The organism is Candidatus Poriferisocius sp., assembly GCF_965208475.1.
Classification (GTDB): domain Bacteria; phylum Actinomycetota; class Acidimicrobiia; order Acidimicrobiales; family Bin134; genus Poriferisocius.
On the sequence record NZ_OZ242338.1, the window covers coordinates 3,318,200 to 3,344,545 of the forward strand.

The 26,346-nt window shown below is 67.6% G+C and carries 14 protein-coding genes; 5 read left to right on the forward strand and 9 right to left on the reverse strand.

Annotation, left to right across the window (positions count from 1 at the left end; translation table 11 throughout):
- Positions 1-23: 23 nt before the first annotated feature.
- A complete protein-coding gene (locus ACOGXA_RS15505; RefSeq protein ID WP_419924751.1) occupies positions 24-6,902 on the forward strand; it encodes a S8 family serine peptidase in 6,879 nt (2,292 codons plus the stop codon).
- Positions 6,903-7,069: 167 nt separating this feature from the next.
- Positions 7,070-13,141: a S8 family serine peptidase gene (locus ACOGXA_RS15510; protein ID WP_419924752.1), complete on the forward strand. Its 6,072-nt coding sequence runs from the start codon at positions 7,070-7,072 to the stop codon at positions 13,139-13,141.
- A gap of 3 nt (positions 13,142-13,144) precedes the next feature.
- On the opposite strand, the gene ACOGXA_RS15515 is transcribed toward ACOGXA_RS15510, so the two are convergent.
- The 4 genes from ACOGXA_RS15515 to ACOGXA_RS15530 form a co-directional block, all read right to left on the reverse strand.
- Positions 13,145-14,641 (reverse strand): class I adenylate-forming enzyme family protein, encoded by a 1,497-nt coding sequence (locus ACOGXA_RS15515; RefSeq protein ID WP_419924753.1) that lies wholly within the window; start codon positions 14,639-14,641, stop codon positions 13,145-13,147.
- A 119-nt stretch (positions 14,642-14,760) separates the two neighbouring features.
- On the reverse strand, positions 14,761-15,750 hold the full coding sequence (locus ACOGXA_RS15520) for a hypothetical protein (protein WP_419924754.1): 990 nt from the start codon (positions 15,748-15,750) through the stop codon (positions 14,761-14,763).
- A 66-nt stretch (positions 15,751-15,816) separates the two neighbouring features.
- Positions 15,817-16,116 (reverse strand): putative quinol monooxygenase, encoded by a 300-nt coding sequence (locus ACOGXA_RS15525; protein ID WP_419924755.1) that lies wholly within the window; start codon positions 16,114-16,116, stop codon positions 15,817-15,819.
- A gap of 84 nt (positions 16,117-16,200) precedes the next feature.
- Complete coding sequence (locus ACOGXA_RS15530) at positions 16,201-16,500, reverse strand: putative quinol monooxygenase (protein WP_419924756.1); 300 nt, start codon at positions 16,498-16,500, stop codon at positions 16,201-16,203.
- 114 nt (positions 16,501-16,614) lie between these two features.
- Here ACOGXA_RS15530 and ACOGXA_RS15535 point away from each other — a divergent pair, with 114 nt between their 5' ends.
- Positions 16,615-17,109: a MarR family transcriptional regulator gene (locus ACOGXA_RS15535; protein ID WP_419924757.1), complete on the forward strand. Its 495-nt coding sequence runs from the start codon at positions 16,615-16,617 to the stop codon at positions 17,107-17,109.
- A 68-nt stretch (positions 17,110-17,177) separates the two neighbouring features.
- Positions 17,178-17,999 carry a TauD/TfdA dioxygenase family protein gene (locus tag ACOGXA_RS15540; protein WP_419924758.1) on the forward strand — a complete coding sequence of 274 codons (822 nt, stop codon included), beginning with the start codon at positions 17,178-17,180 and terminating at the stop codon, positions 17,997-17,999.
- Between the two features lie 10 nt (positions 18,000-18,009).
- Here the strand turns inward: ACOGXA_RS15540 and ACOGXA_RS15545 are convergent, their stop codons facing one another.
- A complete protein-coding gene (locus ACOGXA_RS15545; protein WP_419924759.1) occupies positions 18,010-18,780 on the reverse strand; it encodes an SDR family NAD(P)-dependent oxidoreductase in 771 nt (256 codons plus the stop codon).
- 36 nt (positions 18,781-18,816) lie between these two features.
- On the reverse strand, positions 18,817-20,124 hold the full coding sequence (locus tag ACOGXA_RS15550) for a cytochrome P450 (protein WP_419924760.1): 1,308 nt from the start codon (positions 20,122-20,124) through the stop codon (positions 18,817-18,819).
- Between the two features lie 77 nt (positions 20,125-20,201).
- Between ACOGXA_RS15550 and ACOGXA_RS15555 the strand changes: the two genes are divergently transcribed.
- A complete protein-coding gene (locus ACOGXA_RS15555) occupies positions 20,202-21,194 on the forward strand; it encodes an NAD(P)-binding domain-containing protein (protein WP_419924761.1) in 993 nt (330 codons plus the stop codon).
- A gap of 12 nt (positions 21,195-21,206) precedes the next feature.
- Here the strand turns inward: ACOGXA_RS15555 and ACOGXA_RS15560 are convergent, their stop codons facing one another.
- From ACOGXA_RS15560 to ACOGXA_RS15570, 3 genes are all read right to left on the reverse strand, one after another.
- Positions 21,207-21,500, reverse strand: coding sequence for a hypothetical protein (locus ACOGXA_RS15560; protein WP_419924762.1), 294 nt, complete (start codon positions 21,498-21,500; stop codon positions 21,207-21,209).
- 17 nt (positions 21,501-21,517) lie between these two features.
- Positions 21,518-23,554: an elongation factor G gene (gene fusA / locus ACOGXA_RS15565; protein WP_419924763.1), complete on the reverse strand. Its 2,037-nt coding sequence runs from the start codon at positions 23,552-23,554 to the stop codon at positions 21,518-21,520.
- A gap of 178 nt (positions 23,555-23,732) precedes the next feature.
- Entirely contained in the window at positions 23,733-26,345 is a 2,613-nt protein-coding gene (locus ACOGXA_RS15570) for a PPC domain-containing protein (RefSeq protein WP_419924764.1), read from the reverse strand.
- Between the last annotated feature and the right edge of the window lies 1 nt (position 26,346).

Here is a 26,346-nt window from a genome sequence, read left to right on the forward strand (position 1 = left end):
GAGTGAATTAGGGTTGAGGGATCATGGTGGTCAAGGCCCGGGCTGTGCGATTCAACATATTCTGCTTGGTGTTGGCGCTGTTGGGCGGGGTGCTCGCTGGCGTGCCCGCGGCGGGCGCGTCACCGCAGTCCACATTGGCACCGCAGCTGTGGACCCCGCTTGACGCCGACAGCAAGCCGAACAGCGCCGCCCTCCGAACCGCCGAGTCGGCGGCGAATCGGGGGCCGTCCGCGTCAGGTGTTGGGCCCTCAGCGTCCAACGACGATCCTGCGCCGACGGAACCCGCGCCGGGTGCGGGGGACGGTTTGGTGCCTGAGGACGGTTTGGGCGTTCCGGAGCTGGGCGTGGCGGTGCAGGAGTTGGGGGTCACGGATCTGGTGGGGCCCGACGGCGTGTGGATAATGCATGACGGTGGGCGTGAGGTACCGCTGCGCCTGTTGGATACTGCCGAGATAGCGGAGCTGGGTGATGCCCGGTCGTTGGCGGCGTCGGCGGCGGCGAGCGCGTATGCGCCTGGGGCGGTTGGGAACGCGTCGGGTGCTTCGGCGTCGGGGGCGGGTGCGGCGGCGAAGCCGGACACCTGGTTCGTGTCTGACACCGGGCAGCCGCATTTGTTGGTGGGCGGTGTGAATGTGCTGTTCGGTCCGGAGGTGGGCGGGCCGGCGATCGAGGCGGTGTGGGGCCGCCATGGTGTCGCGCCGGGGCGGGTGTCGCCGCTGGGCGGGTTGCCGAACGGGTTCTTGGTGAAGACGGTATCGGACGCGGAGTCGCTGCGTCTGGCGGACGCGTTGTCGGCGGAGCCGGGTGTCGAGGCCGCGGTTCTCAACACGTTCACGCCGTTCGAGGTAGGTCAGGTCGCCGTGGATGTGGAGGCTTCTGACTATGCCTCGCAGACGGCGGCTGCGAGGCGGCGGTGCAACGCATATGGCGACCTTTGGGCCGACGAGTTGTCGAGTTGCCAGTGGCACTTGGACGCGTCGGGCGACTACCGGTATGACGAGGCCACCAATCCCAGCTGGCAGGTGAGGGATCCGGTGGCCGACCTCAACATGGGCGATGCGTGGTCCACGACGATGGGGGCCGGGGTGACGGTGGCGGTGGTGGACCGTACCTGGAATCCGAACCACGAGGATCTCAGGGACAACGCGGACACCAGCCGGAGCACGAACTGGGGCGGTTTCACCTCGGAGACCTCTAGGAGCGGCGCCTATCACGGCACTGCGGTTGCCGGGGTTGTGGGCGCCCGCGACAACGCGGTGGGCGGGCGCGGCGTCGCGCCCCGGGCCACGCTGGTGAACTACAACCTGTTGGACGACTTCTCCACCGCGCGAGAAGCCGAGGCGCTGACGCTCAACATAGGGACCGTGGCGGTGGCCAACATGAGCTATGGCGTTCGGCCTCGGTCGGGGCTCTCGCCGGGGGGCTCGATTTTTCAGCGGGCTTTGGAGACCGGCCTCGAGCAGGGGTTCAGCGGCAAGGGGACTTCCTATGTGAAGGCGGCCGGCAACGGCCGCTCTTTTGGTTCACGGCGCTACTGGTCGGCCTTGGAGGCCGCGAACAACTATCGCGCCATCATCTCGGCATGCGCGGTGAACTCGGCGGGGACATCGGCGAGGTTCTCCGAGGAGGGCCCGAATCTGTGGGTGTGCGGGCTATCAAGGTACGCGGGCCATGCCGGGATCTTGGCGCCCGTGGGCGACAATCACTACCGCGACACCTTCGGCGGGACCAGCGCGGCTGCGCCGATGGTGTCGGGTGTTATCGCATTGATGCGCAGCGTGAACGCCGAGTTGACGTGGCGGGATGTGAAGGTGATCCTGGCCGACACGGCGCGCAAGGTCGACCCGGGGGACTCAGGCTGGATGAGCGGCGCTCGGAAGTACAGTTCGACGGGGCCGGTGGCCGAGTCCTACTCGTTCAACTACCAGTACGGTTTCGGTTTGGTGGACGCCGAGGCAGCGGTAGCTGCCGCGGCGCGTTGGGTGCTGTTGCCCCCGATGCAGACCTTCACGGCTTCGCACGCCGGCGACGTGTCGCTGCCGGGAAGCGGCGGGGAGATCGAGTTGGCCCTGGATTTGGTGACGGCCATCGATTTTACGGAGCACGTCAAGGTCACCGTCGCCGGCGACATATCGGACTTCCGCGACTACCGGTGGACGCTGGTGTCGCCTACGGGCACCGAGTCTCTTCTGGCCCCGGAGGGCAACCAGTGCATAGCGGGCTGGTGCTCGTTGCGGGGCTCGTTCGATTTCGGGTCGTCGCGCCATCTGGGCGAGAACCCGAGGGGCACCTGGAAGCTGAGAATCCAGCGCATGCCGACGTATCCCGACTGCTCCAGCCCTTCGAACTTCAGGAGCCGGCTTTGGTACGACGTGTACTGCGGCACTGGCTTCAGGGAGGTCGTCTCGTGGAGCGTCGAGGTGACGGGGCACACGGGCGCGCCGACTGAGCCGGTTTCTTTGTCGGTTTCGGCGGCGAGCGTCGCCGAGGGCGGGAGCGTGGATGTGACGGTGTCGGTGGGCGGCCCGGCGCCGACTGAGGACCTGGTGGTCCCGCTGGCGTTCGCCGGCGTGACCGCTGAGGCGGGCACCGACTTCTCGGCGACGACGTCGATCACGGTTCCCAAGGGGTCGTCTTCGGCGACCGCCCATATTTCGATCGCCCAGGACAGCGTGCACGAGGGGGAGGAGATGTTCGCGGTCAGGATGGGCGTTTTGCCGCTGGGGTACCGGCCAGCGTCGGGGCTGGCGGTGGTGGCGATTGACGACGACGATCCGCTGCCGGTGGTGTCGTTGCACGCCGCGAGCGCGTCGGTGGCCGAAGGCGGCTCGGTGGCGGTCACGGCGCGCCTCAGCGGCGCGTCGTCAAAGGATGTGACCGCCAACCTGTCCGCGGCTGCTGTCGCGCCGGCGGTGGCCAGCGATGGGTGGCTCAGCTCGCCGGCGGTGTTGGCGATCCCGGCGGGCTCGACGGCGAGTTCGGGGTCGGTGCCGTTCGCGGCGTCGCAGAACGACGTGTACGAGCTGTCCGGGTCAGCGGCCAAGACGTTCGAGCTGTCCGCTGCCGCTAGCGGCGGCAACGGCGTGGCCGACCCGGCGGCGATCACGGTGAGGATCGACGACGACGACCCCGCGCCCCTCATCTCTGTCGCTGCGGGCCCCGCCGTAGCGGAGGGCTCGGTGGCGGAGTTCACCCTCACCGCGTTTCCGAGGCCGTCGGCCAATCTGGCGGTCAGCGTGACCGTGGCCCAGCAGGGTGCCTTCGGCGTCACAACCGGTTCGCGGACGGTCACGATCCCTGCTACGGGTCGCGCCGCGCTGGCCATCAGGACCACTGACGACTCGGCGGTGGAAACCGATGGGTCGGTCACCGTCACGGTCACCGCGGGCGCCGATTACACGCCGCCGACGCCGCCGACAGCGAGCGTAGCTGTGTTCGACGACGACAGTCCGAGGCCACGGGTCTCGATCGCCGCGGGCCCCGCCGTAGCGGAGGGCTCGGTGGCGGAGTTCACCCTCGCCGCGTTCCCGGCGCCGTCGGCCGATCTGGCGGTGGGCGTGATGGTGGCCCAGCGGGGCGCCTTCGGCGCCGTGACCGGTTCGCGGGCGGTGACGGTCCCCGCCTCGGGCCGGGTTGTGCTGCCGGTGGCGACAACAGATGACTCGTTCGGCGAGCCCGACGGTTCGGTCACCGTTGCGCTGGTAGACGGCCTCGACTACGACCTCGCCGCGGCCGCGGCCGCGACGGTCGTGGTGGCTGACGACGACGGCGGGCCGGTGCCGGTGGATATCTCTATGTCGGCGGGGGACGCCTCGATTTCTGAGAACGGGGGCGCGACCGATTTCGAGATCGCTTTGAGCCGGGTGCTGGTGGCCGGCGAGGTGGTGAGCGTGCCGATAACGGTGTCGGGTGTGCCGGGCAGCGACTGGCGGCTGGGCGACCCGGCCGGGCCGGGCGTGAAGCGCACCGGCTACGGCAGCACCACCGCGGTGGAGTTCACCGCGGGCGGGCGCGCCGCGGTGATGCGCTTCGAGGCGATCGACGACGACGCGGAATTCGACCGGCCCATCACGTTCGCGTTCGCCACCGGTGCCCGCGCGCCCACCCATGTCGGCGTCGCCGGCGGCGTCACGGCAGGCGGGCCGGTCACCATCACCATCGCCGACAACGACCTCCCGCCGGTGTGCGCCGGCCGGCCGACGGTGTCGGTGGCCGACGCCACCGCGCTGCGGGGCGAGGACCTCGAGTTCCGCGTCACCCTCAGCTGCCGATTCAGCCGTGCCTTGGTGGCCCACTACTACATCGGTCGCGGCAGCGAGATCGACGGGTCGACCCGGAGCGTCACGTTCGGGCCCGGCGACACATCGGTGACGGTGCGCGTGCCCACCAAGGACTCCGACAAGGTGAAATTTAAGGTGGCCTACGCGCCGGGCGCCGCGAACGCCCTCAGTGTGCCCGCGGCCACCGGCACCGTCACCGGAACCTCCCCCCTAGTCAGCATCGCCGCCTTCGGAAACGTCACCGAAGGCCACAGCGCGACCTTCACCGTCACCGCGGCTCCCGCACCCACAAGACCGATCACCGTCACCATCAACATCGCTCAGACCGGCGACTTCGCCTCCTATACCGGGCGTCAAATCCTCGGCTTCACCGGCGGATCCGCGACCTTCTCAGTTGCGACCCGAGACGACGCGGTCGACGAGCCGGACGGGTCGGTCACCGCCACGCTGGTCGACGGCGCCGGCTACGACCTGGGCACCAGCAGCACCGCCACGGTGATCGTCGCCGACGACGACGACCCGCTGCCGGTGGTCACCATCGCGGCCGGTACCGACGTCACCGAGGGCCACAGCGCGGCGTTCACCGTCACCGCGGCTCCCGCGCCGGCGAGCCCGATGGCGGTCGATGTGACGGTGTCGGCGGTCGGGGACTTCGGCGCGGCGACCGGCGCACGCACGGTGACGGTGCCGACCTCGGGGTCGGCGACGTTCGTGGTTGCGACCTCCAACGACAGCGCAGACGAGGCCGACGGGTCGGTCACAGCGACTGTGGTGGACGGGGCCGGCTACGAGTTGGGCGCGGCCAAGTCGGCGACGGTGAATGTGGCTGACGATGACGACCCGGCGCCGCAGGTGGACATCACTGCTAGTTCGGGGGGCACCGAGGGCACAGATGCGGTGTTCACGATCACCGCGGCGCCGCAACCGGCAGCCGACCTCGATGTGGCCGTGGCCATCACCGCTTCGGGCGATTTCGGCGTCACCGCCGGAACGCGGACGGTGACGATCTTGTCGGGCGCCACCCAGGCGACCCTCACTGTCGCCACGGTCGACGACGGCGACGACGAGCCCGACGGCAGAGTCACCGCCACACTGGTTGCGGGCAGCGGCTATACCGTCGGCCCGCAGGCGTCGCAGTCCGCGCCGATAACCGACGACGACGACCCGGCCCCGGTCATCCCCGAGATCTCCGTTACCGCTGCTGGGGATGTGACCGAGGGTTCTGGTGCGGTGTTCACGGTGACCGCGAGCCAGCCGAAACCTGCGGCTTTCGATGTCAGCGTGACGGTGTCGGCGTCCGGCGAGTGGGGTGTGGCTGCGGGCTCGCGGACGGTGAGCTTCGCGGCGGACGCGGCGACGGCGACGCTCACCATCCCAACCGTCGACGACAGCGTCGACGAGGCCGACGGCAGTGTCACGGTGTCGTTGGACGCGCCGGCCGCGGATGCGGGGTACACGGTGTCGGCGAGCGGCGGAGAGGCGTCGGTGGCGGTGTCTGATGATGATGTGGATCCGTTGACGGTGTACATGATTTTCTTTTCGAGGTCGATCGCGGAGGACGGCACCGGCTATGACAATCAGGCGGGGTTGAACATCGCGCCGACGCGCGTTTTGCGGTCTTGGGAGACGCTCACGGTGCCGTTGAGCGTGACCGGCGGCGATGAGGGCGTCCAGTGGACGATGCGCGACCTCAACGATCCCGATGCGGTGTTCGCGAATGAGTTCGAGGTGACGTTCGGGCCGGGTGTTGACGGTGTTGTGTTGGAGCCGGGTGATCAGCGTGTTGAGTTGGTGTTGACGGCTGTGGCCGACAGCGACTGGGACGATCACGAGATCACCGTGTTCTACGGCACCGGCACCCGGGCGCCGACGCTGAACGGCAGTACCGAAGGTGTGACTTTGGGCATCTCGTGGGGGCCCGACGGAGTTGAGCGCGCTGACGGTTCGACCACCGTCGTCATTATCGACAGCGACGAGCCGCCGCCCGAGGTGAACGTCACCGCCGCCACGGGCGGAACCGAGGGAACCGACGCGACCTTCACGATCACCGCGTCTGCGCCGGTCGCAGCCGACCTCGACGTGGGCGTGGACATCGCGTCAGCGGGCGACTGGGGTGTCACAGCAGGCACGCAGACGGTGACGATTCCCCAAGGCGCCACTGAGGCCACCCTGACCGTCGCCACGGTCGACGACAGCGCCGACGAGCCCGACGGGTCGATCACCGCCACCCTGGTGGCGGGCAGCGGCTACACCATCGGCTCCCAGGCGTTGCGGGCCGCGCCGATCGCCGACGACGACGACCCGCCCCCCGAGCCCGCCATCGCGGCCTGCACTGGCAAGCCGACCGTCACCGTCGCCGACGCCACAGCCACACAAGGCGAAGACCTCCAATTCGAGATCAGCCTCAGCTGCCGCTCAACGCGCGACGTCACCGTCTACTACGCCGTCGCCCACGACCGCCGCCTCGGCAACGTCATCACCATCACCATCGAAAGCGGCGAAACCGGCGCAACCGTCAACGTCCCCACCCAAGGCATCGACGCGGACATCGAGTTCCACATCGTGTACCTCATAGGCGCCGCCAACAACACCGCCAAAGCCAAAGCCACCATCACCCCCTAACCTCTATTGGCTCGGCACCGCGGGCGCCCGACACCTCGCTAGGAGCGAGGTCACCCACCTCTCACGAGTGTGCCATTTCGAGATGTACCAGGTGGGTGCGAACCCAGGCAGTCTCTGAACAGCGTTTGAATCACCCCGTGTTTTGTGGTTGGCCTAGGGTGTTTGCGGTGAGGATTCGGCGTGGCCTCGGCTCTGTTTTGGCATTGCGGGTGGGGGCTGTGGGTTTGGTGCTGACGCTTTTGGGCGCGGTGCTGCCCATCGCCCCGGCGGCGGCTGGCGGGGAGCTTGGGTTAGGGGACGGGCTGGCGCCAGAGGACGGGTTGGGCGGTCCAGAACTGGGTGAGGCGGTGCAGGAGTTGGGCGTCTTGGATTTGGTGGGCCCTGACGGCGTTTGGATCATGCGCGACGGCGGCCGCGAGGTACCGCTGCGTCTGCTGGACGAGGGGGAGGTCGAGACGCTGGGCGAAGAGCGGTCGTTGGCAGCATCTGTGGCGGCGACCGCCTATGCACCGGGAGCGGCAGGGAATGCGTCGGGGGGGGGGGGGCCTCAGAAGCCCGATACCTGGTTCGTGTCCGATACCGGGCAGCCGCATCTGTTGGTGGGCGGTGTGATGGTGCTGTTCGGTCCGCAGGTGGGCCGAGCGGCGGTCGATGAGGTGTGGGGCCGCCATGGTGTCGCGCCGGGGCGGGTGTCGCCGCTGGGCGGGTTGCCCAACGGGTTCTTGGTGAAGACGGTGTCGGACGCGGAGTCGCTGCGTCTGGCCGACGCGTTGTCGGCCGAGCCGGGTGTCGAGGCCGCGGTTCCCAACACGTTCACGCCGCTCGAGGTGGGGCAGGACTCGCTGATATCCGCGGACGGCGTTGCCTCGGACACGGCGGCTGCGAGGCGGCGGTGTACCAAGTACGCGAGCCTTTGGCCCGACGAGCTGTCGAGCTGCTTGTGGCACTTGGACGCGTCCGGCGACTACCGGTATGACGAGACCAATGATCTCCGTCGGCGGGATCCTGTGGTCGACATCAACCTCGGCGATGCGTGGTCCACGACGATGGGGGCCGGGGTGACGGTGGCGGTGGTGGACCACACTTGGAATCCGGCCCACGAGGATCTCCGCGACAACGCGGACACCAGCCGGAGCACGAACTGGGGCGGCTACACCTCAGAAGTCGAGGGGTGGAGTGGCGGACCTCACGGCACCATGGTTGCCGGGACTGTGGGGGCACGCGACAACACCGTGGGCGGGCGCGGCGTCGCCCCCCGGGCCACGCTGGTGAACTACAACCTCCTGGACAACTACTCCGCAGCTCGAAAAGCCGAGGCACTGACTTTCAACATAGGCACGGTGGCGGTGGCCAACCACAGCTGGGGCACCCCTCAGAAACGAGGACTTGATCGGGCGGGCTCCATTTGGCAGCGGGCACTGGAGACCAGCCTCGAACAGGGATTCGGCGGTAAGGGGACTCCCCATGTGAAGTCAGCCGGCAACGGCCGCGTTGCTAACTCCCGACGTGTTTGGTCGGGCCTGGAGGCTGCCAACAATTATCGCGGCATCATTTTGGCGTGCGCGGTGGCACCCTCGGGGCTATTGGCAAGTTACTCCGAAGAAGGCCCCAGTACGTGGGTGTGCGGACTCGCAGGGGACTACGGCGAGGCGGGGGTCTTGGCGCCCGTGGGCGACAATCACTACCGCGACGACCTCAAGGGCACCAGCTTCGCTGCGCCGATGGTGTCGGGGGTGATCGCGTTGATGCGCAGCGTGAACGCCGATTTGACATGGCGGGACGTGAAGGTGATCTTGGCCGACACCGCGCGCAAGGTCGACCCGCAGGACTCGGGCTGGATGGGCGGCGCCCAGAAATACACCTCGACGGGGCCGGTGCCGCAGTCGTACTCGTTCAGCTACAAGTACGGCTTCGGTCTGGTCGACGCTGATGCCGCGGTCGATGCCGCGGCCGCCTGGGCGCTGCTGCCTCCGATGCAGACTTACACGGCTTCGCACACCGGCGATGTGTCGCTGCCGGGGCGCGGAGCGGAGATCGAGTTGACCCTTGATGTGCAGACGGCCATCGATTTCACAGAGCACGTCAAGGTCACAGTCGCCGGCGACATATCTGACGTCCGCGCCTACCGGTGGACCCTGGTGTCGCCGACAGGCACCGAATCCCTCCTGTTGCCGGCGACTGACGGGTGCCGCGCGCATGCGTGCTCGTTGCGGGGCTCGTTCGATTTCGGGTCGTCGCGCCATCTGGGCGAGAACCCGGGGGGAACATGGAAGCTGAGAATCCAGCACATGCCTACGCTGCCCGACTGCACCAGTCTTGCCACTTTCACGCGCAGCTTGGCAAGGAGTTGGTACGACTTGTACTGCGTCGACGGCTTCAGGGAGATCCTCAGCTCATGGAGCGTCGTGGTGACGGGGCACACGGGCGTGCCCACGGAGCCGGTTTCGCTGTCGGTCGCGGCGGCGAGCGTCGCTGAGGGCGGGAGTGTGGATGTGACGGTGTCGGTGGGCGGCCCCGCCCCGGCCACCGATCTGGTGGTGCCGCTGGCGTTCGTCGGTGTGAGTGCTGAGGCCGGCACCGATTACTCGGCGCCCGCGTCGATGACGGTGCGAGCGGGTTCGTCGTCGGCGACCGCGACGATATCTATCGCCCAGGACAGCGTGTACGAGGGCCTCGAGACGTTCGCGGTCGGGCTGCGCGGTCTGCCGCTGGGGTATCGTCCCGAATCGGGGCTGGTGGTGGTGACGATCACCGACGACGATCCGCTGCCGGTGATGTCGTTGCACGCCGCGAGCGCGTCGGTGGCCGAGGGCGGCTCAGTGGATGTCACGGCGCGCCTCAGCGGCTTGTCATCGAAGGATGTGACCGCCAACCTGTCCGCGGCCGCGGTGGCACCGGCGGTCGCCGGCGATGGTTGGCTCAGCTCGCCTGCTGTGTTGACGATCTCGGCGGGCTCGACGGAGAGTTCGGGGTCAGTGGCGTTCACGGCATCACAGAACAACGTGTACGAGTTGGCCGGGTCGGCGGCCAAGACATTCGAGGTGTCCACCGCTGTCCGCGGCGGCAACGGCGTAGCCGACCCCGCGGCGATCACGGTGAGGATCGACGACGACGAGTCCGCCCCGGTGGTCTCCATCGCGGCGGGCCCCGCCGTCGCGGAGGGTTCTGCCGCGCAGTTCACCCTCACCGCCAGCCCGACGCCTTCGGATGATCTGGCGGTGAGCGTGACGGTGGCCCAACAGGGGGCGTTCGGCGTCTCGGTGGGCGCGCGGACGGTCACGATTCCCGCGTCGGGCCGCGCGGTGCTGTCGGTCGCGACCGCCGGCGATTCGATCAGCGAGCCCAACGGGACCATCACCGTCACGCTGGTTGACGGCCTCGACTACAACCTCGCCCCGTCGGCGGCCGCGACGGTCGGAGTCAGGGATGACGACGGCGGCTCGGTGCCGGTGAGGGTCTCGCTGTCGTCGGCGGACGCGTCGGTTTCCGAGAACGGCGGCTGGACTGATGTGGAGATCGCTTTGAGCCGGACGCTCTTGGCCGGCGAGACGGTCAGCGTGCCGACCACGGTGACCGGGACGCCGGGCAGCGACTGGACCCTGGGCGACCCGACAGGTCCGGGCGTGACCCGCACGGGCTACGGCAAAACCACCGCGGTAGAGTTCGGCCCGGGCGGGCGCACAGCGGTGCTGCGCTTCGAGGCCGTCGACGACGACGCGACCGTCGACCGGCCGATCACGTTCGCGTTCGGCACCGGCGCCCGCGCCCCCTCCCACACCGGCGTGATTGCCGGCATCACGCTCGGCTCGCCGCTCACCGTCACCATCACCAACAACGATCTGCTGCCTGCGTGTGTGGGAAGGCCGACGTTGTCGGTGGCTGATGCGAGCGCGGGGCGGGGCGGGGCTTTGGTGTTCAGGTTCAGTTTGAGTTGTCGTGCGTCTGGTTCGGTGGTGGCGCATTACTACCTCGTGCGTGACGGCGAGATCGACGGGAATACCGCGTCGGCTCGTTTCGTTGCGGGGGTGACGTCGGTGTCGGTGAGCGTGCCTGTTGCGGGTTCGTCTGAGGTGTCGCTCACCGTGGCGTGGGCCCCGGGCGCGGCGAACGCGTTCAGGGTGCCTGAAGCGACTGGTGTCATCGTGGAGGCGTTGCCGGTGGTGAGCGTCGCCTCAGGCGGCGACATTACCGAGGGCTCCGCCGCGGCGTTCACTTTGACTGCGGTTCCGGTGCCGGCGAGCCCGGTCTCTGTCACGGTGGATGTCTCGCAGGTCGGTGATTTCGCGGTGTCCGCGCAGCAGCGGACGGTGGTGTTGAGCGGCGGGTCGGCGACCCTTTCGGTCGCGACCGCTGACGACTCGGCCGACGAGGCCGACGGGTCGGTCACCGCCACGCTGGTCGACGGCGCCGGCTATGAGCTGGGCGCGGCCAAGTCGGCGACGGTGAATGTGGCTGACGATGACGACCCCCCGCCGCAGGTGGACATCACTGCCGGTTCGGGGGGGACCGAGGGCACAGATGTGGTGTTCACCATCACCGCGGCGTCACAGCCGGCGTCCGATCTGATTGTGGGCGTGGCCATTTCGGTGTCGGGCGATTTCGGTGTCACCGCCGGGTCGCGGTCGGTGATGATCTTGTCGGGCACCACTCAGGCGACCCTGACCATCGCCACGGTCGATGACGGCGACGACGAGCCTGACGGGTCGGTGACCGCGACTTTGGTTGCGGGAAGCGGATACACCGTCGGCCCGTCGTCGTCGGAGACGGTGCAGGTTCTCGACGATGACGACCCGCCGCTGGTGATCCCCGAGATCAGCATCGCGGCGGCAGGCGACGTCACCGAGGGGGCCGACGCGGTGTTCACGGTTACCGCCACCCCCGCGGCGGCGGTGCAGGTGGCGGTGACGGTGACCGCGGCGGGCGACTATGGGGCCACGGCCGGGGCGCGCACCGTAGACGTGCCTGCGGGCGGCAGCGCGACGCTCACCATCGCCACCACGGGCGACAGCACAGACGAGGTCGACGGCTCTGTCACCGCCACGTTGGACGCGCCGGGTGCGGACGCTGGTTATGAGGTTTCGTCCGCCCAGGGAGAGGCCACCGTCGCGGTGTCCGATGATGATGTGGATCCGTTGACGGTGTACATGATTTTCTTTTCGAGGTCGATCGCTGAGGACGGCACCGGCGATGGCAATCAGGCGCACCTGAGAATCGCCCCGACGCGCGCTTTGCGGTCTTGGGAGACGCTCACGGTGCCGTTGAGCGTGGTCGGCGGCGATGAGGGCACGCATTGGACGATGCGCGACCTGAACGATCCCGATGCGGTGTTCGCGAATGAGTTCGAGGTGAGGTTCGGGCCGGGTGATCACGGTGTTGTGTTGGAGCCGGGTGATCAGCGTGCTGAGTTGGTGTTGACGGCTGTGGCTGACAGCGACTGGGTCGATCAGGAGATCACTGTGTCCTATGGGACCGGCAGTCGGGCGCCGACGCTGAACGGCAGCACCGAGGGGGTGACGTTGGGCATCTCGTGGGGCCCCGACGGCGTCGAGCGCGCCGACGGTTCCACCACCGTCGTCATTATCGACAGCGACGAGCCGCCGCCGCAGATCGACATCACCGCCGCCGCAGGCGGCACCGAAGGCACAGATGCTGTGTTCACCATCACCGCGTCGTCGCCGACCGCGGCCGATCTCGACGTGGGCGTGGACATAGCCTCAACCGGCGAGTGGGGCGCAACCGTCGGCACGCGAACAGTGATGATCCTCAAAGGCGCCACGCAGGCGACCCTCACCGTTGCTACCGTCGACGACAGCGCGGACGAGCCCGACGGGTCGATCACCGCCACCATCGCAGCGGGCAGCGGCTACACCATCGGCTCCCAGGCGTCGCGGGCCGCGCCCATCGCTGACGACGACGACCCGCCCCCCGAGCCCGCCATCGCCGACTGCGCCGGCAACCCCAACGTGTCGGTGGCCGACGCCGCCGCCCAACAAGGCGAAGACCTCCACTTCGAGATCAGCCTGAGTTGCCGCTCAACGGGCGACGTCACCGTCTACTACGCCGTCGCCCACGACCGCCGCCTCGGCAGCGTCATCACCATCACCATCGAAAGCGGCGAAACCGGCGCAACCGTCAACGTCCCCACCGCGGGCATCGACGCGGACATCGAGTTCCACATCGTGTACCTCATAGGCGCCGCCAACAACACCGCCAAAGCCACAGCCACCATCACCAACTAGAGGTCAGTCCAATTCTGATTGCTCTAGGGCCTTGCGGTCGATCTTGGACATTGGGGTCATGGGGAAGGCGGTGGTGAGACGGAGGTGCTCGGGGAGCTTGTGGGCGGCGATGTGCTGCTGGCCGAAGGCTCGCAGCTCCTCCAAGGTGGGCGGTTCGGCGGGGTCGGCGGGGATGACCACGGCCACACCGACGGCGCCCATCACGTCGTCGGGCCGGGGCACCACGCACACCCCGGCCACTTTGGGGTGCCAGGCCAGCACCTTCTCGGCCTCCACGGGGAACACCACGTAGCCGCCCCGGTGAAAGCCCTCTCCCCGACGGCCCACCAGCCGCAGGCTGCCAGTGTCGTCGATCCAGCCTTCATCGCCAGTGTGGAGCCAGCCGCCCCGCAGCGCCTCAGCGGTGGCCGACGGGTTGCGCCAGTACCCGGCCATCACTGTGGGGGACCGGAAGCACACCTCTCCCACTGTCCCAGCGGGCACGGCACCGTCGCGGTCGGGGTCGCGCACCTCAACCTCGATACCGGGCCGAGGCCGCCCCACGGTGTAGAGCATCTCCTCCATGGGGGCGTCGATCCAGGTGAAGGTTCCGACCCCGCCGGCCTCGGTGCAGGCGTACCGCTGGGTCCAGTCGGCCCCGAACCGCTCTCGGGCTTCGGCGATGACGTTGGGGGGAGATGGCGCTCCCCCGGTGACGACGAGCTTGACCGCCGAGAAGTCGTACTGATCGAAGTCGGGGTGACGAAGCATGAGCGCGATCTGTGGGGCTACCCCGCCAATGGCGGGCATCCGGTAGCGGGACACGGCTTGCAACACCGAGGTGGCGCTCCATTTGTCGATCACATGCAGGGTGGTGCCCACTGCGAACTGGGCCGGCACCTTGCCCATCACCCCGATGTGAGACATCTGGGTGTTGGACGTGATGGGGCCGCCCTCCCCCCAGCCGTTGCCGGTGTCGACGACGGCGATGTCGGCCAAGATCTGGTCGGTGAACGTTGCCCCCTTGGGCACGCCGGTGGTTCCCGACGTGAACACCACCGCCACCGTCCGGTCGCCGTCGGGGGGCAGGGGCGGCGGCGCCTCGTCGCGCACCCGGAGATCGGCGCACAGTGAACCCGGTCCGTCGGCGAGGGATACCTCGATGGTGCTGGCGTCGAGTGCCATCCCGTCGGCCATCGCCGCGGTGGCGATGGCCCGGTCGGCGCCGGCCACTTCGCTTACCAGCACGGTGCGCTCGGGAGCGGGCAGACGACTGCTTACCCCCGCGGTGATGGCCCCCAGCTTGGCCAGCGCCCCGTAGAGAACGATGTAATCCACCGACGACGGCACCAGCAGGGCGACCACCTCGCCGTGGCTCACGCCTCGACGGGACAGGCCCACCGCAACCTCGTCGGTCAGCCGGTCGAAGTCGGAGAAGCTGATCCTCCAACCCTCCTCTGCCACCAGGGCCGGACGGTCAGAGAACCGCCGGCCCGACGCCCCGATGGTTGCGGCCCACATCTCCTGAGTGTGCCACTTCGAGATGGGTCGGCGATGGCTGGGCGTCTGCTGAGCGGGATGGATGCGCCGGCGATGACTGGGCACCGCCGCCTGGTCATCGGGCCGGGGCTGCCTGTCTTTCAGACAACGGGGTTGTTCTCGGGGACGGCCTGGGCCTTCTCCTCGGGGGGGGTGGGGCCGAAGCGGCGCCACCCCCAGCCGACTACCGCGCCGATCACGATCATCAGCACCCCGATGAGGGCCATGTCCAACAGCCGACCGCCCAGATCGTCCAACAGGGCCTCGTGGATCGACTGGGCGGACCGAACGGTGTCGGTGCTGTCGATCAGCACGGCCAGCAGCGCCCGAGAGCCGTAGATGCCCACCCCCAGAATGCCGGCCATGGCCACGATGCCGGTGCCGATGCTCCACACCACTCGAGAGCGAGACGGCGATATCAAAAGCGCCCCGATGCCGCACAGCAGGATCAGGGTGATGGTGGACGACCGCCGATCTTGGAGTTGGCCCAGGAACTCCCAGAATCGGTCGCCGGGTTGGGCCCGCTGGAGCACGGTCACCGTCCCCGCGTCGGACGGAGGGGTCACGCTGTCCAAAAAGGCCAGATCCTCGTTGGCGGCGATCCTGGCCAGCATCTGGCTGAAGATCGGCTCCAGATCGACTTCGACGCTGCGGACGGGCGGGTTGGCCACCCGGGTGCCGCCCACCGCGGCCAGCACATCGCCGTGGGTCTGTCGAATAGCCCGCTCGAGCAGCCGGCTGTTGGCCTCATCGGTGAGCAGTTCGGCGACCACCTCGGGAATCTCCTGCTGGATGGTCTGCTGGGCGCCGGCGGCGCCGGCGGGCGTGACCGGCAGCTCGGCCATCTCCACGGTGGTGTCGGTGAATGAAGCGGCCACCACATTGTGGACATCTTCGTTATCGAAGATCCCGGCGAGCTCCTCGGTGAAGCGGTTTTCGTCGAACACCACCAGATGGGCGTAGGTGGTGAGCGCGGAGAACCCCGAGCCGAACACCACTATCAGCAGCAACAGCACCGACACGGCCTCGCGCACCGTCCGAGAGGTGACGCTGCGCCAAGAGCGCACTAGGTGCTGGAAATAGTCCTCCACCGTGTCCAGTCTGCCCGTCTTCAGTTGGTTCTTCATGCCACCCGGGACGACGGGTGGCCGAGCGGGCTAACCGAACAGCGGGCTGACCGAGGATACCTGGTACTTCTTCCCGTCCATCCCGGTGATGCCCAATTCGGTGATGGCCGCGCCGAATGCCGCGATATGCGGGGCGGTGAAGTGAGCGCCCAGTGCCTCCTCGCCCTCCCAGATTTCGAAGAAGCGGATCTTGCCCGGCGCTTCCACCGAGAATACGTACTCGATGTTGCCGTCCTCAGCCCGGGACGCGGCGGCCATCTCGTTGGCGGCCGCCATGAACGCCTCGGTGTTCTCGGGGGGAAGGGTGCCGGTGCCGGCTATAACGATCATGGGATCTCCTCAAAGTTGCAATGAGCGGTCACAGCGTAGCCACAGGGACGGTGGGAACCGGGATCGGGCTGGCTGCCTTAGCCGCTAACCGAACAGCGGGCCGACCGAGGAGACTTCGTACTTCTTGCCATCCATCCCGGCCATGCCCAGATCGCTGACCGCGGCCTGGAATGCCCCGAAGGGGGGAGCGGCGAACTGAGCCATCATGGCTTCCTCGGTCTCCCAGCACTCGAAGAAGCGGAAGACACCAGGGGTCTGCATCGAGATGCAGTAGTCGATGTTGCCGTCCAAAGTTCGCGACGCTGCGGACACTTCCGTGGCGGCGGCCGTGAATGCCTCCGAGTGCTCGGGCGGGACGGAAACAGAACCGGCGACAACGATCATGGAAGCTCCTTTTGGTGTGGCAACCGGCCAAAGAGTAGCCATAGGGGAGGCTGGTGGACGGATCGCCCGCCGACAACCGTGGGCCGATCAATGGTCACCTAGAGTAGCGGTCGAATGCTGCCGTTCGATCCCATCGGCGAGGCCCGGCGAAACTGGGAGGCCAACGACTGGCGAGCAGTTGACGCCATGTCGGCGGCGACGTCCATTACCCGCGCCAACCAATTGGTGATCGGGCGGATCAACGAAGCTTTGGTGCCGTTCGACCTGACTTTCTCCCGGTTTGAAGCGCTGGCCCTGCTTCAGTTCTCCCGCAGCGGCTCACTGCCTCTGGGAAAGATGGGCGATCGGTTGATGGTGCATCCCACCAGCGTCACCAACGCCATCGACCGCTTGGAGCGCGACGGGCTGGTTCGCCGTGTGCCCCACACCGGCGACCGCCGCACCGTGCTGGCCGAGATCACCGAAGCGGGCCGCGGGGTGGTGGCCAAAGCCGCCGACGCGTTGGCCGACATCGAGTTCGGTCTGGCCAGGCTGTCGGCCGATACCCTCAGGGCCCTGGACGACGCCATTCGCACGCTCCGCCGCGACGCAGGGGATTTTGCCGAGTAACTCAACCATGGCTGCCTTGGATATCCGTGCGCTGCGCCGAGAAGTGGCAGACTTTGTCGAGTAGCAACATGTCGAGCCTGGATATCCGCCCGCTGACCTCCGATATCGGGGCTGAGATATACGGAGTGGATCTGCGCGAAGAGCTCGACAACACCGTGGTGGCCGCCATCCGCCAGGCACTGCTCGACCACTTGGTGGTGTTCTTCCGGTCCCAGGCCATCACCCCCGACCAGCATCTGGCCTTCGCCCAGCGCTTCGGCCCCATCAACGTGGCCCCGTTCGGCCCCAAGCTAGACACCCACCCGGCCATCACCGTGCTCGATCAAGTGGCGCCGGTGGGGGGACTGGCCGCACGGTGGCACAGCGACAACACCTACATGCCCAACCCGCCGCTGGGCTCCGTTCTCCGGGCGGTGGAGATGCCCGATGTGGGGGGCGACACCTGCTTCGCCAACATGTACAAGGCCTATGATGAGCTCTCTGAGCCGATGCGGGCGCTGGTCGACGGGCTGGACGCGGCCCACGACCTGACCTACACCCTCACCCGGGCCATCGACGAGGGACTGGCCCGCGAGCACCTCGACACCATGCAGGCCGAATACCCGGAGCTGATCCGCCCGGTGGTTCGGGTGCATCCCGAGACGGGGCGGCGGGCGTTGTTCGTGAACAGCAACTTCACCACCCGCCTAGTGGGGGTGACCGAGGCCGAGAGCAACGCGCTCCTGCCGTTCTTGTTGAACCACGTTCGCTCCCCTGAGTTCCAGTGCCGATTCCGATGGGCTGTCGACTCCATCGCCTTCTGGGACAACCGCGCCGTCCAGCACTTTGCCGTCCCCGACTACACCGAGCGCCGCGTCATGCACCGGGTAACCGTGGAGGAGTGGGACTAGGCGCTCAGCGTTAGATGGTGAACGCGCCGTCGATGTCGAGCTTTTGGCCGCTGATGTAGTTGGCGGCGTCGGAGGCCAAGAAGCAGGCGGCCTCGGCGACGTCCACCGCCTTGCCGAAGCGGCCCAGGGGGATGTTGGCTCGGGCCACCTCCAGCGCCCGCTCGTCCAGATCGCCATCGGCCATGAGCCGGGCGGCCATGCCGTCTTCCAGCATTCCCGGCCCCACGCAGTTGGCCCGCACACCGAAGCGGCCCTCCTCAACGGCCACGGCCCGCATGAGCGACTCCACTGCGCCCTTGGGGATCGACGACAGGGCATCGCGCTTGGGGAAGACGGTGGTGGCCGCGGTGGTGATGTACACGATGCTGCCGCCCGAAACCCGCAAATGGGGGAGGGTGGCGGTGGTCAGGTTGAACGCACCGATCACGTCGGCCTCGATCTGGCTGGCGAACAGGGCGGGGTCGGTCTGCGACAAGTACATCTGGGGCACATGGGGCCCGGCCGCGCTAACCACGGTGTGCAGCCCGCCGAGCCGCTCGGCAGCCTCGTCGGCAAATGCCTGCATGGCGTCGGCGTCCTCCAGTGCCGGATTTCCGATGTGGGCATCCATGCCGGCGGCGCGCACCGTGGCGGCCACCTCCTCGGCGGTCTCTGAATTGGACCGGTAGGTGAATGCCACCGGGCTGCCCTGCTGGGCCAGCATCACCGAGATGGCCGCGCCGATGCCGCCGCTGCCCCCGGTGACCAGCGCCCCGCCGGCCCGGCCTGAGAAATCACTCATAGCTTGCAACCCTAGGGCCGCAAGCTGTGTGGTCGGCTAGTTCCAGGTCACGTCCAGCGGCAGGTGCTCGTGGCGGCGGACGAAGATGCTGTTCTCCCACCGGGGCGGGTCGTCGTCGGCCAGGGTGAACCAAGAGCTCTCTTGGAGAAGCCGCTCGAGCGAGCAGAGGGTTTCCAATCGGGCCAGCGGCGCGCCCACGCAGTGATGGATGCCCCGGCCGAAGGCCAGGTGGCTGCGGGGGATGCGGCGGTTCAGCACCACCTCGTCGGGCCGGTCGTGTTCCGCGGGATCACGATTGGCCGACGACCACAGCAAGAAGGCGGTGGTGCCGGCCTTGAGGGCCACTCCTCCCAGCTCGCAGTCGCGCTTGACCTGCCGGTAGTGGCCCCGGAAGGGCGACTCCAGCCGCACAGCCTCTTCGATGAAGTTCCCCAAGAGGCTGTGGTCGGCCCGAATCTGGGCTTGGAGGGCGGGATCGTCGGCCAGCATTCGCACCGCGTTGCCGATCAGCGAAGCGGTGGACTCGCCGCCGGCGCCGAGCAGCACCGTGAGGGTGCCGATGGCATCGCCCACATCGAGGTCGCCGTTGGCCACCGCCTTGGCGCACACCCCCACCAAGTCGTCACCCGGTTCGCGGCCAGATTCCATCAGCTTGGTGAACAAATAGCCACCCGCCTCGATCGATTCCTCGGTGATGGCGGCCAAGTTCGCCCGGGTGGGGAAGCCGGCCAGCAGCAGCCCGCCATGAAGCGCCCACTTCATCACGTTGGGCCAGTCTTCGTCGGGCAGCCCGATCAGCCGGCCGATAACCCGGGCGGGAACGGGATGGGCCACGGTGCTGGCCCACTCCACTCGGGAGGTATGGGATGCCGACTGGATTGTCTTGGCCCCAGGCGCACTTGTCGCGCCGAGCTTGGCTCCCTGGGCGCGGGCCACCGTGAACTGCTCGTCGATGAAGGCCTCGATCTCCGGTCGCATGGCCTCCATGCGCTTGGCCACCAGCTCGGGGAACACCACGCTGCGGTGAACGGTGTGCTCAGGAGGGTCGGCGGTGGCCAGGGTGGTCGTGCCCTCGCCGAACTCATCGGTGCGAAAGAGCGCGGGATTGCCGTCGTCGCCGGTGATCACCAGCACGTCGAGGTGGTTGGAGAAGTCGTCGATCCGGCGGAGGGCGTCCACGATGAGATCGTGGGTGGCCACAAAGGCCAAATCGAGTCCCGGCACCAGCCACACCGGATGTTCTTGGCGGAGCCTCTGGTAGAACGGGTAGGGATCGGCCCAGACATCCGGATCGATCACCGTTGAAGCTTCCAGGGCAATGGCGGAAGTGGCAGCAGCGTCCATGCCAAATAGTGGCACAGGCCCGGCGAAGGCACCGGCCCGCCTCGGCTGGTTGACCGTCGATTTGGGAGAGTGGAGCCATGACCGGATTTTTCTATGAGCACGATGCCGATCTCGCCGCTCTCGACGGCCAGCGGGTGGCCGTAGTCGGCTACGGGAACCAGGGGAGGCCGTGGGCGCTCAACCTGCGGGACTCGGGACTGCCGGTGTCGGTGCATGTGCGGGCCGACCAGACCCGGGAGCAGGCCATAGCGGACGGCTTCGAAGCGGGGGCAATCGCCGACGCCTCGTCGGCCGACGTCATCTGTGTGCTGATTCCCGACGACTCCATACCCGGGCTGGGACTGGCCCCCCGACCGGACTCGCTCACCATCGTGGCCAGCGGTTACACCCTGGCCTTCGACCGGTTCACCCCGGAAGGCGACATCGCCATGATCGCTCCCCGGATGCTGGGCCCCGAGGTGCGTCGCTGTTACGAGGAGGGAGTGGGGTTCATCACCGCGGTGGGGGTACACCATGACGCCACCGGAACCGCCGAGGCCCGGATGCTGGCCGTGGCCCAGGCAGTGGGCGGCCTGAAGCAGGGGGCCATCGTGATGACCCCCCGTCAGGAGGCGGTGCTGGACTTGGCGGTGGAGCAGCTCCTGTCGCCGGTGCTGACCCACGTGAACACGTCGTTTGTGATGGTGATGCTGGAGCTGGGCATCCCGCTGGAGGCCATCACCACCGAGCTGTTCTACTCCGGCGAGGTGGAGCGCAACTACCGGCTGCTGCGGGAGGAGGGCTTTGTGGCCCAACTCGACCACCACTCCCCGGCCAGCCAGTACGGCCAGCTCTCCCGGCGGGGCCGGTTCGACAATGTGGACGTGACCACCACCATGCAGGAGCTGGCCGAGGACATCACCTCGGGCCGGTTCGCCGACGAGTGGGATGCCGAGTCGGCTGCCGGGGCGCCCCGGTTGGCCGAACTGCGCGACCAGCACGCCGGCGAGTTGATCAAGGCCGTCGAAGACGATCTCAGGGCCAAGCTCGGACCCAGCGCCGGTTCTGCATCGCTGCCCGGTGGTCGTTGAAGCTGATGACTCCTAGGTGAGCGGGGGCAGGTCGCCGAAGTCGATGGTGAAGGGAAGGTCGGGCTCGGGCTCGTCGTCTTCCTGCTGGATCTCCACCCGGGTCTTCTCTGGCTCCAAGATCTCGCCCAGCGCCACCATGGCCGCGCCCACAGCGGAGCCGGCTGAGGTTCCGGCGGCTTTGCGCATCATTCCCTCTGGAGGCTGGTAGTCCCGGGGATCACTCCACTGGAACTCCAGATCCTCGGATCCGGCTTCCTCCTGCCCCAGTCTCGTCTCCAGATCCTCGGCTTCCTCCGACTCGGGCATCGTTGCAGTTTACCGGGCTATGCCGTGGCTGCTTCTGGGAGGGCGCCGCTCAGAATCTCGTAGGACACCCGCTCAGACTTGAACCGGGCCCGGCCGCCGGTGAGCGACCGCAGCTCTATGGCGTAGCGCACCAGTTCCGCCTCGGGGACGATGGCGTGGATGACCTGCTCGCCCCATGGTCCTGCGTCGGTGCCCTGCACCTGGCCCCGCCGGGACGACAAGTCGCCCATCACGTCACCCTGATATTCGGGGGCCACGGTTATCTCCACTCGGGCCATGGGCTCCAGAACCACCGGGTTGGCCTGGGCGAAGGCGGCGTTGAACGCCAGCTTGCCGGCCATGTTGAAGCTGAACTCCGAAGAGTCCACCGAATGGTGTTTGCCGTCGTACACGGTGGCCTTGATGTCCACGATGGGGAAGCCCAAATCGCCGCCGTCGGCCATGGCGTCACGGATGCCGGCCTCCACGGCCGGAATGTACGAACGGGGGATGGCGCCGCCGCTGATGGCGTCCACAAACTCGAATCCGCTGCCCCGAGGCAGGGGCTCGATGCGCACATAGGCCACCCCGAACTGCCCGTGCCCGCCGGACTGCTTTTTGTGCTTGCCTTCAGCGTCGCCGGTGCCGGTGACTGTTTGGCGATAGGGAACCCGCAGGTCTTCGGTCTCCACTTCGATGCCCATGCGGTCGAGGCGGGCGATGGCCAGCCGCAGGTGGGCTTCGCCCAGACCCCGCAGCAATGTCTGGTGGGTCTCCTCGCTGCGCTCCAGTTGCAGGGACGGGTCTTCATCGGTGAGCCTCCGCAGACCGGTGCCCAGCTTGTCTTCGGCGGCCCGGGTCTTGGGAAGCAGTCCATAGGCCAGAACAGGATCCGGCCAGGGCTCGAGCTGGACGACGGCCCGCCCGGCGTTGGTGAGGGTGTCGCCGGTGCGGGTGTGCTGGAGCTTGGTGACCCCTCCGATGTCGCCGGCAGAGATGCCGTCGATGTCGTCCTGCTTGCCTCCCACCAGGTTCACAAGGCCGCGTAGCCGCTCGCTGTCGCCGGATGTGGAGTTGGTGAGGTTGTCGTCTCGGCGGATGGTGCCCGACAGCACCCGGAACAGGGAGATCTGGCCCACGTAGTCGTCGCTGATGGTCTTGAAAACGCAGGCAAGCTGGTCGCCGTCGGGATCGCAGGCCGGCTCGGAGTCGATGTCGCTCATGGTCACCGTCATGGCGCGGGTGGTGGGGGGAGGTCCGATCTCCACCAGGAAGTTGGCCAGTCGGTCCACCGCGATGGGACCGGTGGCCGAACCGCATACCACGGGGAACACCGAGCCGTCGGCCACGCCCCGGCCGAGCACCACCTCGAGTTCGGCCGGGCTGGGGATGTTGCCCTCGAAATACTGCTCCAGCATGTCGTCGTCGGCCACCACGATGTTCTCCACCAGATGTTCGTGGACCTCAGACTCCTGGTCCTCCATCTCCGAGGGGATGTCGGTTTCCTCCGCGGCGCCGCTGTCGTAGATGTAGGCCTTGTCGGTGAGCAGATCGGCGATGCCGTGGAAGCCCGGCCCGGTGCCGATGGGCAGTTCCAGGGGGGCCACCCCGGTGCCGAAGGCGTCTTGCAGATCGGAGAGCACGTTGTCGAAGCTGGCGTGCTCCCGGTCGAGCTTGTTTACGAACACGATGCGGGGCAGGCCGGCGTCGGCCGCCTGGCGCCAGATGGCGGTGGTGCGGTGGTCCACGCCGCTGGAGGCGTCAATCACAAAAACCAGCAGGTCGGCCACTTGGAGGGCGGCGTGCAGCTCGCCGGCGTAGTCGGGGGCGCCGGGGGTGTCGAGCAGGTTGATCTTGTGCCCGTGCCACTCGAAGCTGGCCAGCGACAGCGACTGGCTGTGGGTGGCGGCCCTCTCCTCGGGGCTGAAGTCGCACACCGTGGTGCCCTCTTCCACCCGGCCGGTGCGGTCGATGACGCCGGCCCGGTACAGCAGCGCCTCAGCCAGTGTTGTCTTTCCCGACCCCTGCGACCCCACCAGCGCGACATTGCGGATCTTCTCCGGTGCGATAGCCATCGACATCCCCCTAATGGATTCTGGGTTCTCTCAGCAGTAGGCCGCTGAGCCTACCGCCAACCGCGGGCTCGATCCCATGAGGGGTGTTGGAAATTGGCCGGGGATGGCCCGTGGGCCCCGCAGTGTTGATGATGGCGGGCATAGGGAGGTCTTCGGTGTTGGCTGAAGATGGCCGGGGCTATTGGCTTGGGGCAGAGGAGTCGGTTGCTTCTTGTGTTGTGGGGGGCTGCGGCACTTCGATCAGGCTGCTGCGGTACCAGACCCCTTCGTCGAGGTCGGCGGGCAGGTAGGCGATGTCGGGGGATGCGTCGTCGCCGTCGACGTTGCGGAACCCAAGTTCGATCCGACCGTCGCCCAGACGACGGGCCCGGATCCGGCCGAGCGAACTGCCGTCCAGCTCCACGTTTTGGGTGGAGTGCCACCTCCCAATCTGTGTCTCAGTGGGCAAGAAGCGCCCCTCGGGCAGGATCTGGAGGCCGCTGAAGAGCTCCGCACCGTGCTCGATGCGCCCGTCTTCGCCGAGCCGGGCCATGATGCGCAGACGGTGAGTCGGATCCGCTTCGGGCGCGGGCTCGGGCTCGGGTAGCGACTCGGGTTCGATCAATGCCAGAAGCTGCTCGCTGTGATCGAGGCCCAGGCGCTCGAGGAATCGGGAGTTGGCGGCATCGGCGTTCTCCATCCCGCAGAGCACATTGTCGATGGCAACGATGTAGGCGAACAGGGCGGCCCTCATTTCGGCATCGAGTTCCCTGAGGGAGTCGCCGTCTTCGATGCCGGCAAGCGCCAGCGGTTCGCTCAGCGGATCATCGCCGGTGTGGCAGCTCGGCTGGGCAGACAGCATTGCCCGGACTTCTGGATCATCCCAGCCCAGCTCGGCAGCCCGGGCCGAGGCCACGATCTCTCCAGCCGACACTATTGGGGCGATGACGTGCTCGACGTAGGCCAACTCGGCTTGGACGGCTGATGCCTCGTCGAACGACAGCGTTCCGCCGTTGTCGATCCGCTCCAAGAGCCCCCGCCAAGACTCAGCCAGAGACGCATAGGCCCCTGACGCCCCTTCGGCAAAGGCGAGCACCAGATTCTCAACGGCTACGGGGCTGATCGCCTCTCCGGCGGCCAGAGTTTCGAGCAGTCCCGAAGCCTGGACCAGGGACTGGTACCGCGGCGCGGCCGTCTGAAGGAGCCCGCTCGACGAGGGGCCGGCCACCGTGACCGAAACCGGCTCGGCCGATTCCGGCAGCCCGGCGATCGCCGGTCGGTCGAAGATGCCGTCGAGCAGCTGGGTGCGCACCCCCGCGGCGAATTGAGCCCTCTCCCGTGTCTCGAGGTCGATTTCAGCTTCTGGGTCGGCCACGGAGGACACGGTGGTGATTACCGTTCCCTCTTCAACTCCTTCTTCATCTTCATCGCCTAGAACCACCTCGGCGAGTTCTGCCGAGACCAAATAGACCACACCGTCGACATCCACCGGCACGGAGTCGTAGGTCGGATTGCTCAGCACCAAGAGGTCGTGCCACAGGCCGTGGAATCCAAGCTCTCCGCCGTTGCCGTCGAACGTGATGACGGCGGTAAACACCCATGTGGGACCAGGTCTGTGGAATGTCACCGAGTGCGGGGCTACCTGCGCCGTCGTCGTGCTCGTGGCGCTGGCTGTCTCCTCATTGGTGTGATAAGCGACCCCAGCCGGCCAGAATTGCGAGGACAATGGTCCGATCCGGTCGAACACCCCGGGACCAGTGGTGTACAAGATGGCGCTACTGGCCTCGTCGGGGAGGTCTCCGCCCAGGTTGCCGATTCGGTAGTTGATGGGGAGGGGATCGCCGGCCACGACCTCGGTGGGGATGTCGATCTCCTCGATTTTCAGCAGGGGACTGCTTTGGTATGCCTCCTCCTCCACGATGGTGAGGGTGAGGGTGAAATCGATCTGGGGCCCTTGCAGGTCTCTGTTGCGGAAGGTGGTTGCCTCTATTCCGTAGGCGTCGGGCGGAAGGTACTGCTCGATGCGGGAGTTGCGGGTGCCCCCGGCGTCATCGTTGTGGGCGACCTGGCCCGGAACCACCGACCGCAGTGCCACGAGAGGGGCGACGATGAGCACGGGATCGCCAGCTTCAGATTCGAGGTCGACGCGCACCCGGGCGCCTTCGGACAGGGTGAACACGAAGTAGTGGGAAGGGTGGCCGGTCAGGAAGACCGACTGGCAGGACTCGGGTGTCCAAAAGCCCGTCACCTCGATGTCTTCCTCGGGCGTCAAGGTGCCCAGCGCCTGCGGGTCGCAGGTGGCCACCTGCGACACTACAACCTCGAAGTCAGCCGCTCCCCGGGCACGGCCCGCGGTGGTCGTGGCCTCCACTTGGTATACCCCCGCCTCAAGCTCTCTTTCAATGCGTGCATCTAGGCCCCCCACACCGCCGTCATCGCTCTCGGTGATCCGGCGCCCTTCCCCATCGAGCAGGTAGAGGTAGGAATCGGCATCGGACGATGTAAGGGCGATTCTGATCCGCCCCGTTTCGGCTATCTCGAACCGAAAGGTGTGGGCATCGCTGTTGCTCCGAAATCGCGAGTCGCAGTCTTCGGCGCTCCAGCGCCCGCTCGCCCGAAGCGCGCTGCCCGGGGTGCTGTCCAGCATGCCCAGATCGACGGCCTCGCAGTTCGCCCCTTCTTCAGCAGTTGCTTCTTCTTGGGTGGTCACCTCGGCTTGGATTGGAACCGGTTCCTGGGCCGAGGCGGTTCCCGCCCCCACCAAGGCCAGTAGTCCGGCCACTAGGGCGACGGCCACGCCAGCCGTTGTCACT

Excerpts from the sequence above, each read along its gene's own strand:
- ACOGXA_RS15560 (WP_419924762.1), bottom strand. The coding sequence starts at position 21,500 with ATGCCCGAGTCGGAGGAAGCCGAGGATCTGGAGACGAGACTGGGGCAG.
- ACOGXA_RS15555 (WP_419924761.1), top strand. The coding sequence starts at position 20,202 with ATGACCGGATTTTTCTATGAGCACGATGCCGATCTCGCCGCTCTCGAC.
- ACOGXA_RS15540 (WP_419924758.1), top strand. The coding sequence starts at position 17,178 with ATGTCGAGCCTGGATATCCGCCCGCTGACCTCCGATATCGGGGCTGAG.
- ACOGXA_RS15545 (WP_419924759.1), bottom strand. The coding sequence starts at position 18,780 with ATGAGTGATTTCTCAGGCCGGGCCGGCGGGGCGCTGGTCACCGGGGGC.
- ACOGXA_RS15515 (WP_419924753.1), bottom strand. The coding sequence starts at position 14,641 with ATGTGGGCCGCAACCATCGGGGCGTCGGGCCGGCGGTTCTCTGACCGT.
- fusA (WP_419924763.1), bottom strand. The coding sequence starts at position 23,554 with ATGGCTATCGCACCGGAGAAGATCCGCAATGTCGCGCTGGTGGGGTCG.
- ACOGXA_RS15535 (WP_419924757.1), top strand. The coding sequence starts at position 16,615 with ATGCTGCCGTTCGATCCCATCGGCGAGGCCCGGCGAAACTGGGAGGCC.
- ACOGXA_RS15530 (WP_419924756.1), bottom strand. The coding sequence starts at position 16,500 with ATGATCGTTGTCGCCGGTTCTGTTTCCGTCCCGCCCGAGCACTCGGAG.
- ACOGXA_RS15505 (WP_419924751.1), top strand. The coding sequence starts at position 24 with ATGGTGGTCAAGGCCCGGGCTGTGCGATTCAACATATTCTGCTTGGTG.
- ACOGXA_RS15550 (WP_419924760.1), bottom strand. The coding sequence starts at position 20,124 with ATGGACGCTGCTGCCACTTCCGCCATTGCCCTGGAAGCTTCAACGGTG.
- ACOGXA_RS15525 (WP_419924755.1), bottom strand. The coding sequence starts at position 16,116 with ATGATCGTTATAGCCGGCACCGGCACCCTTCCCCCCGAGAACACCGAG.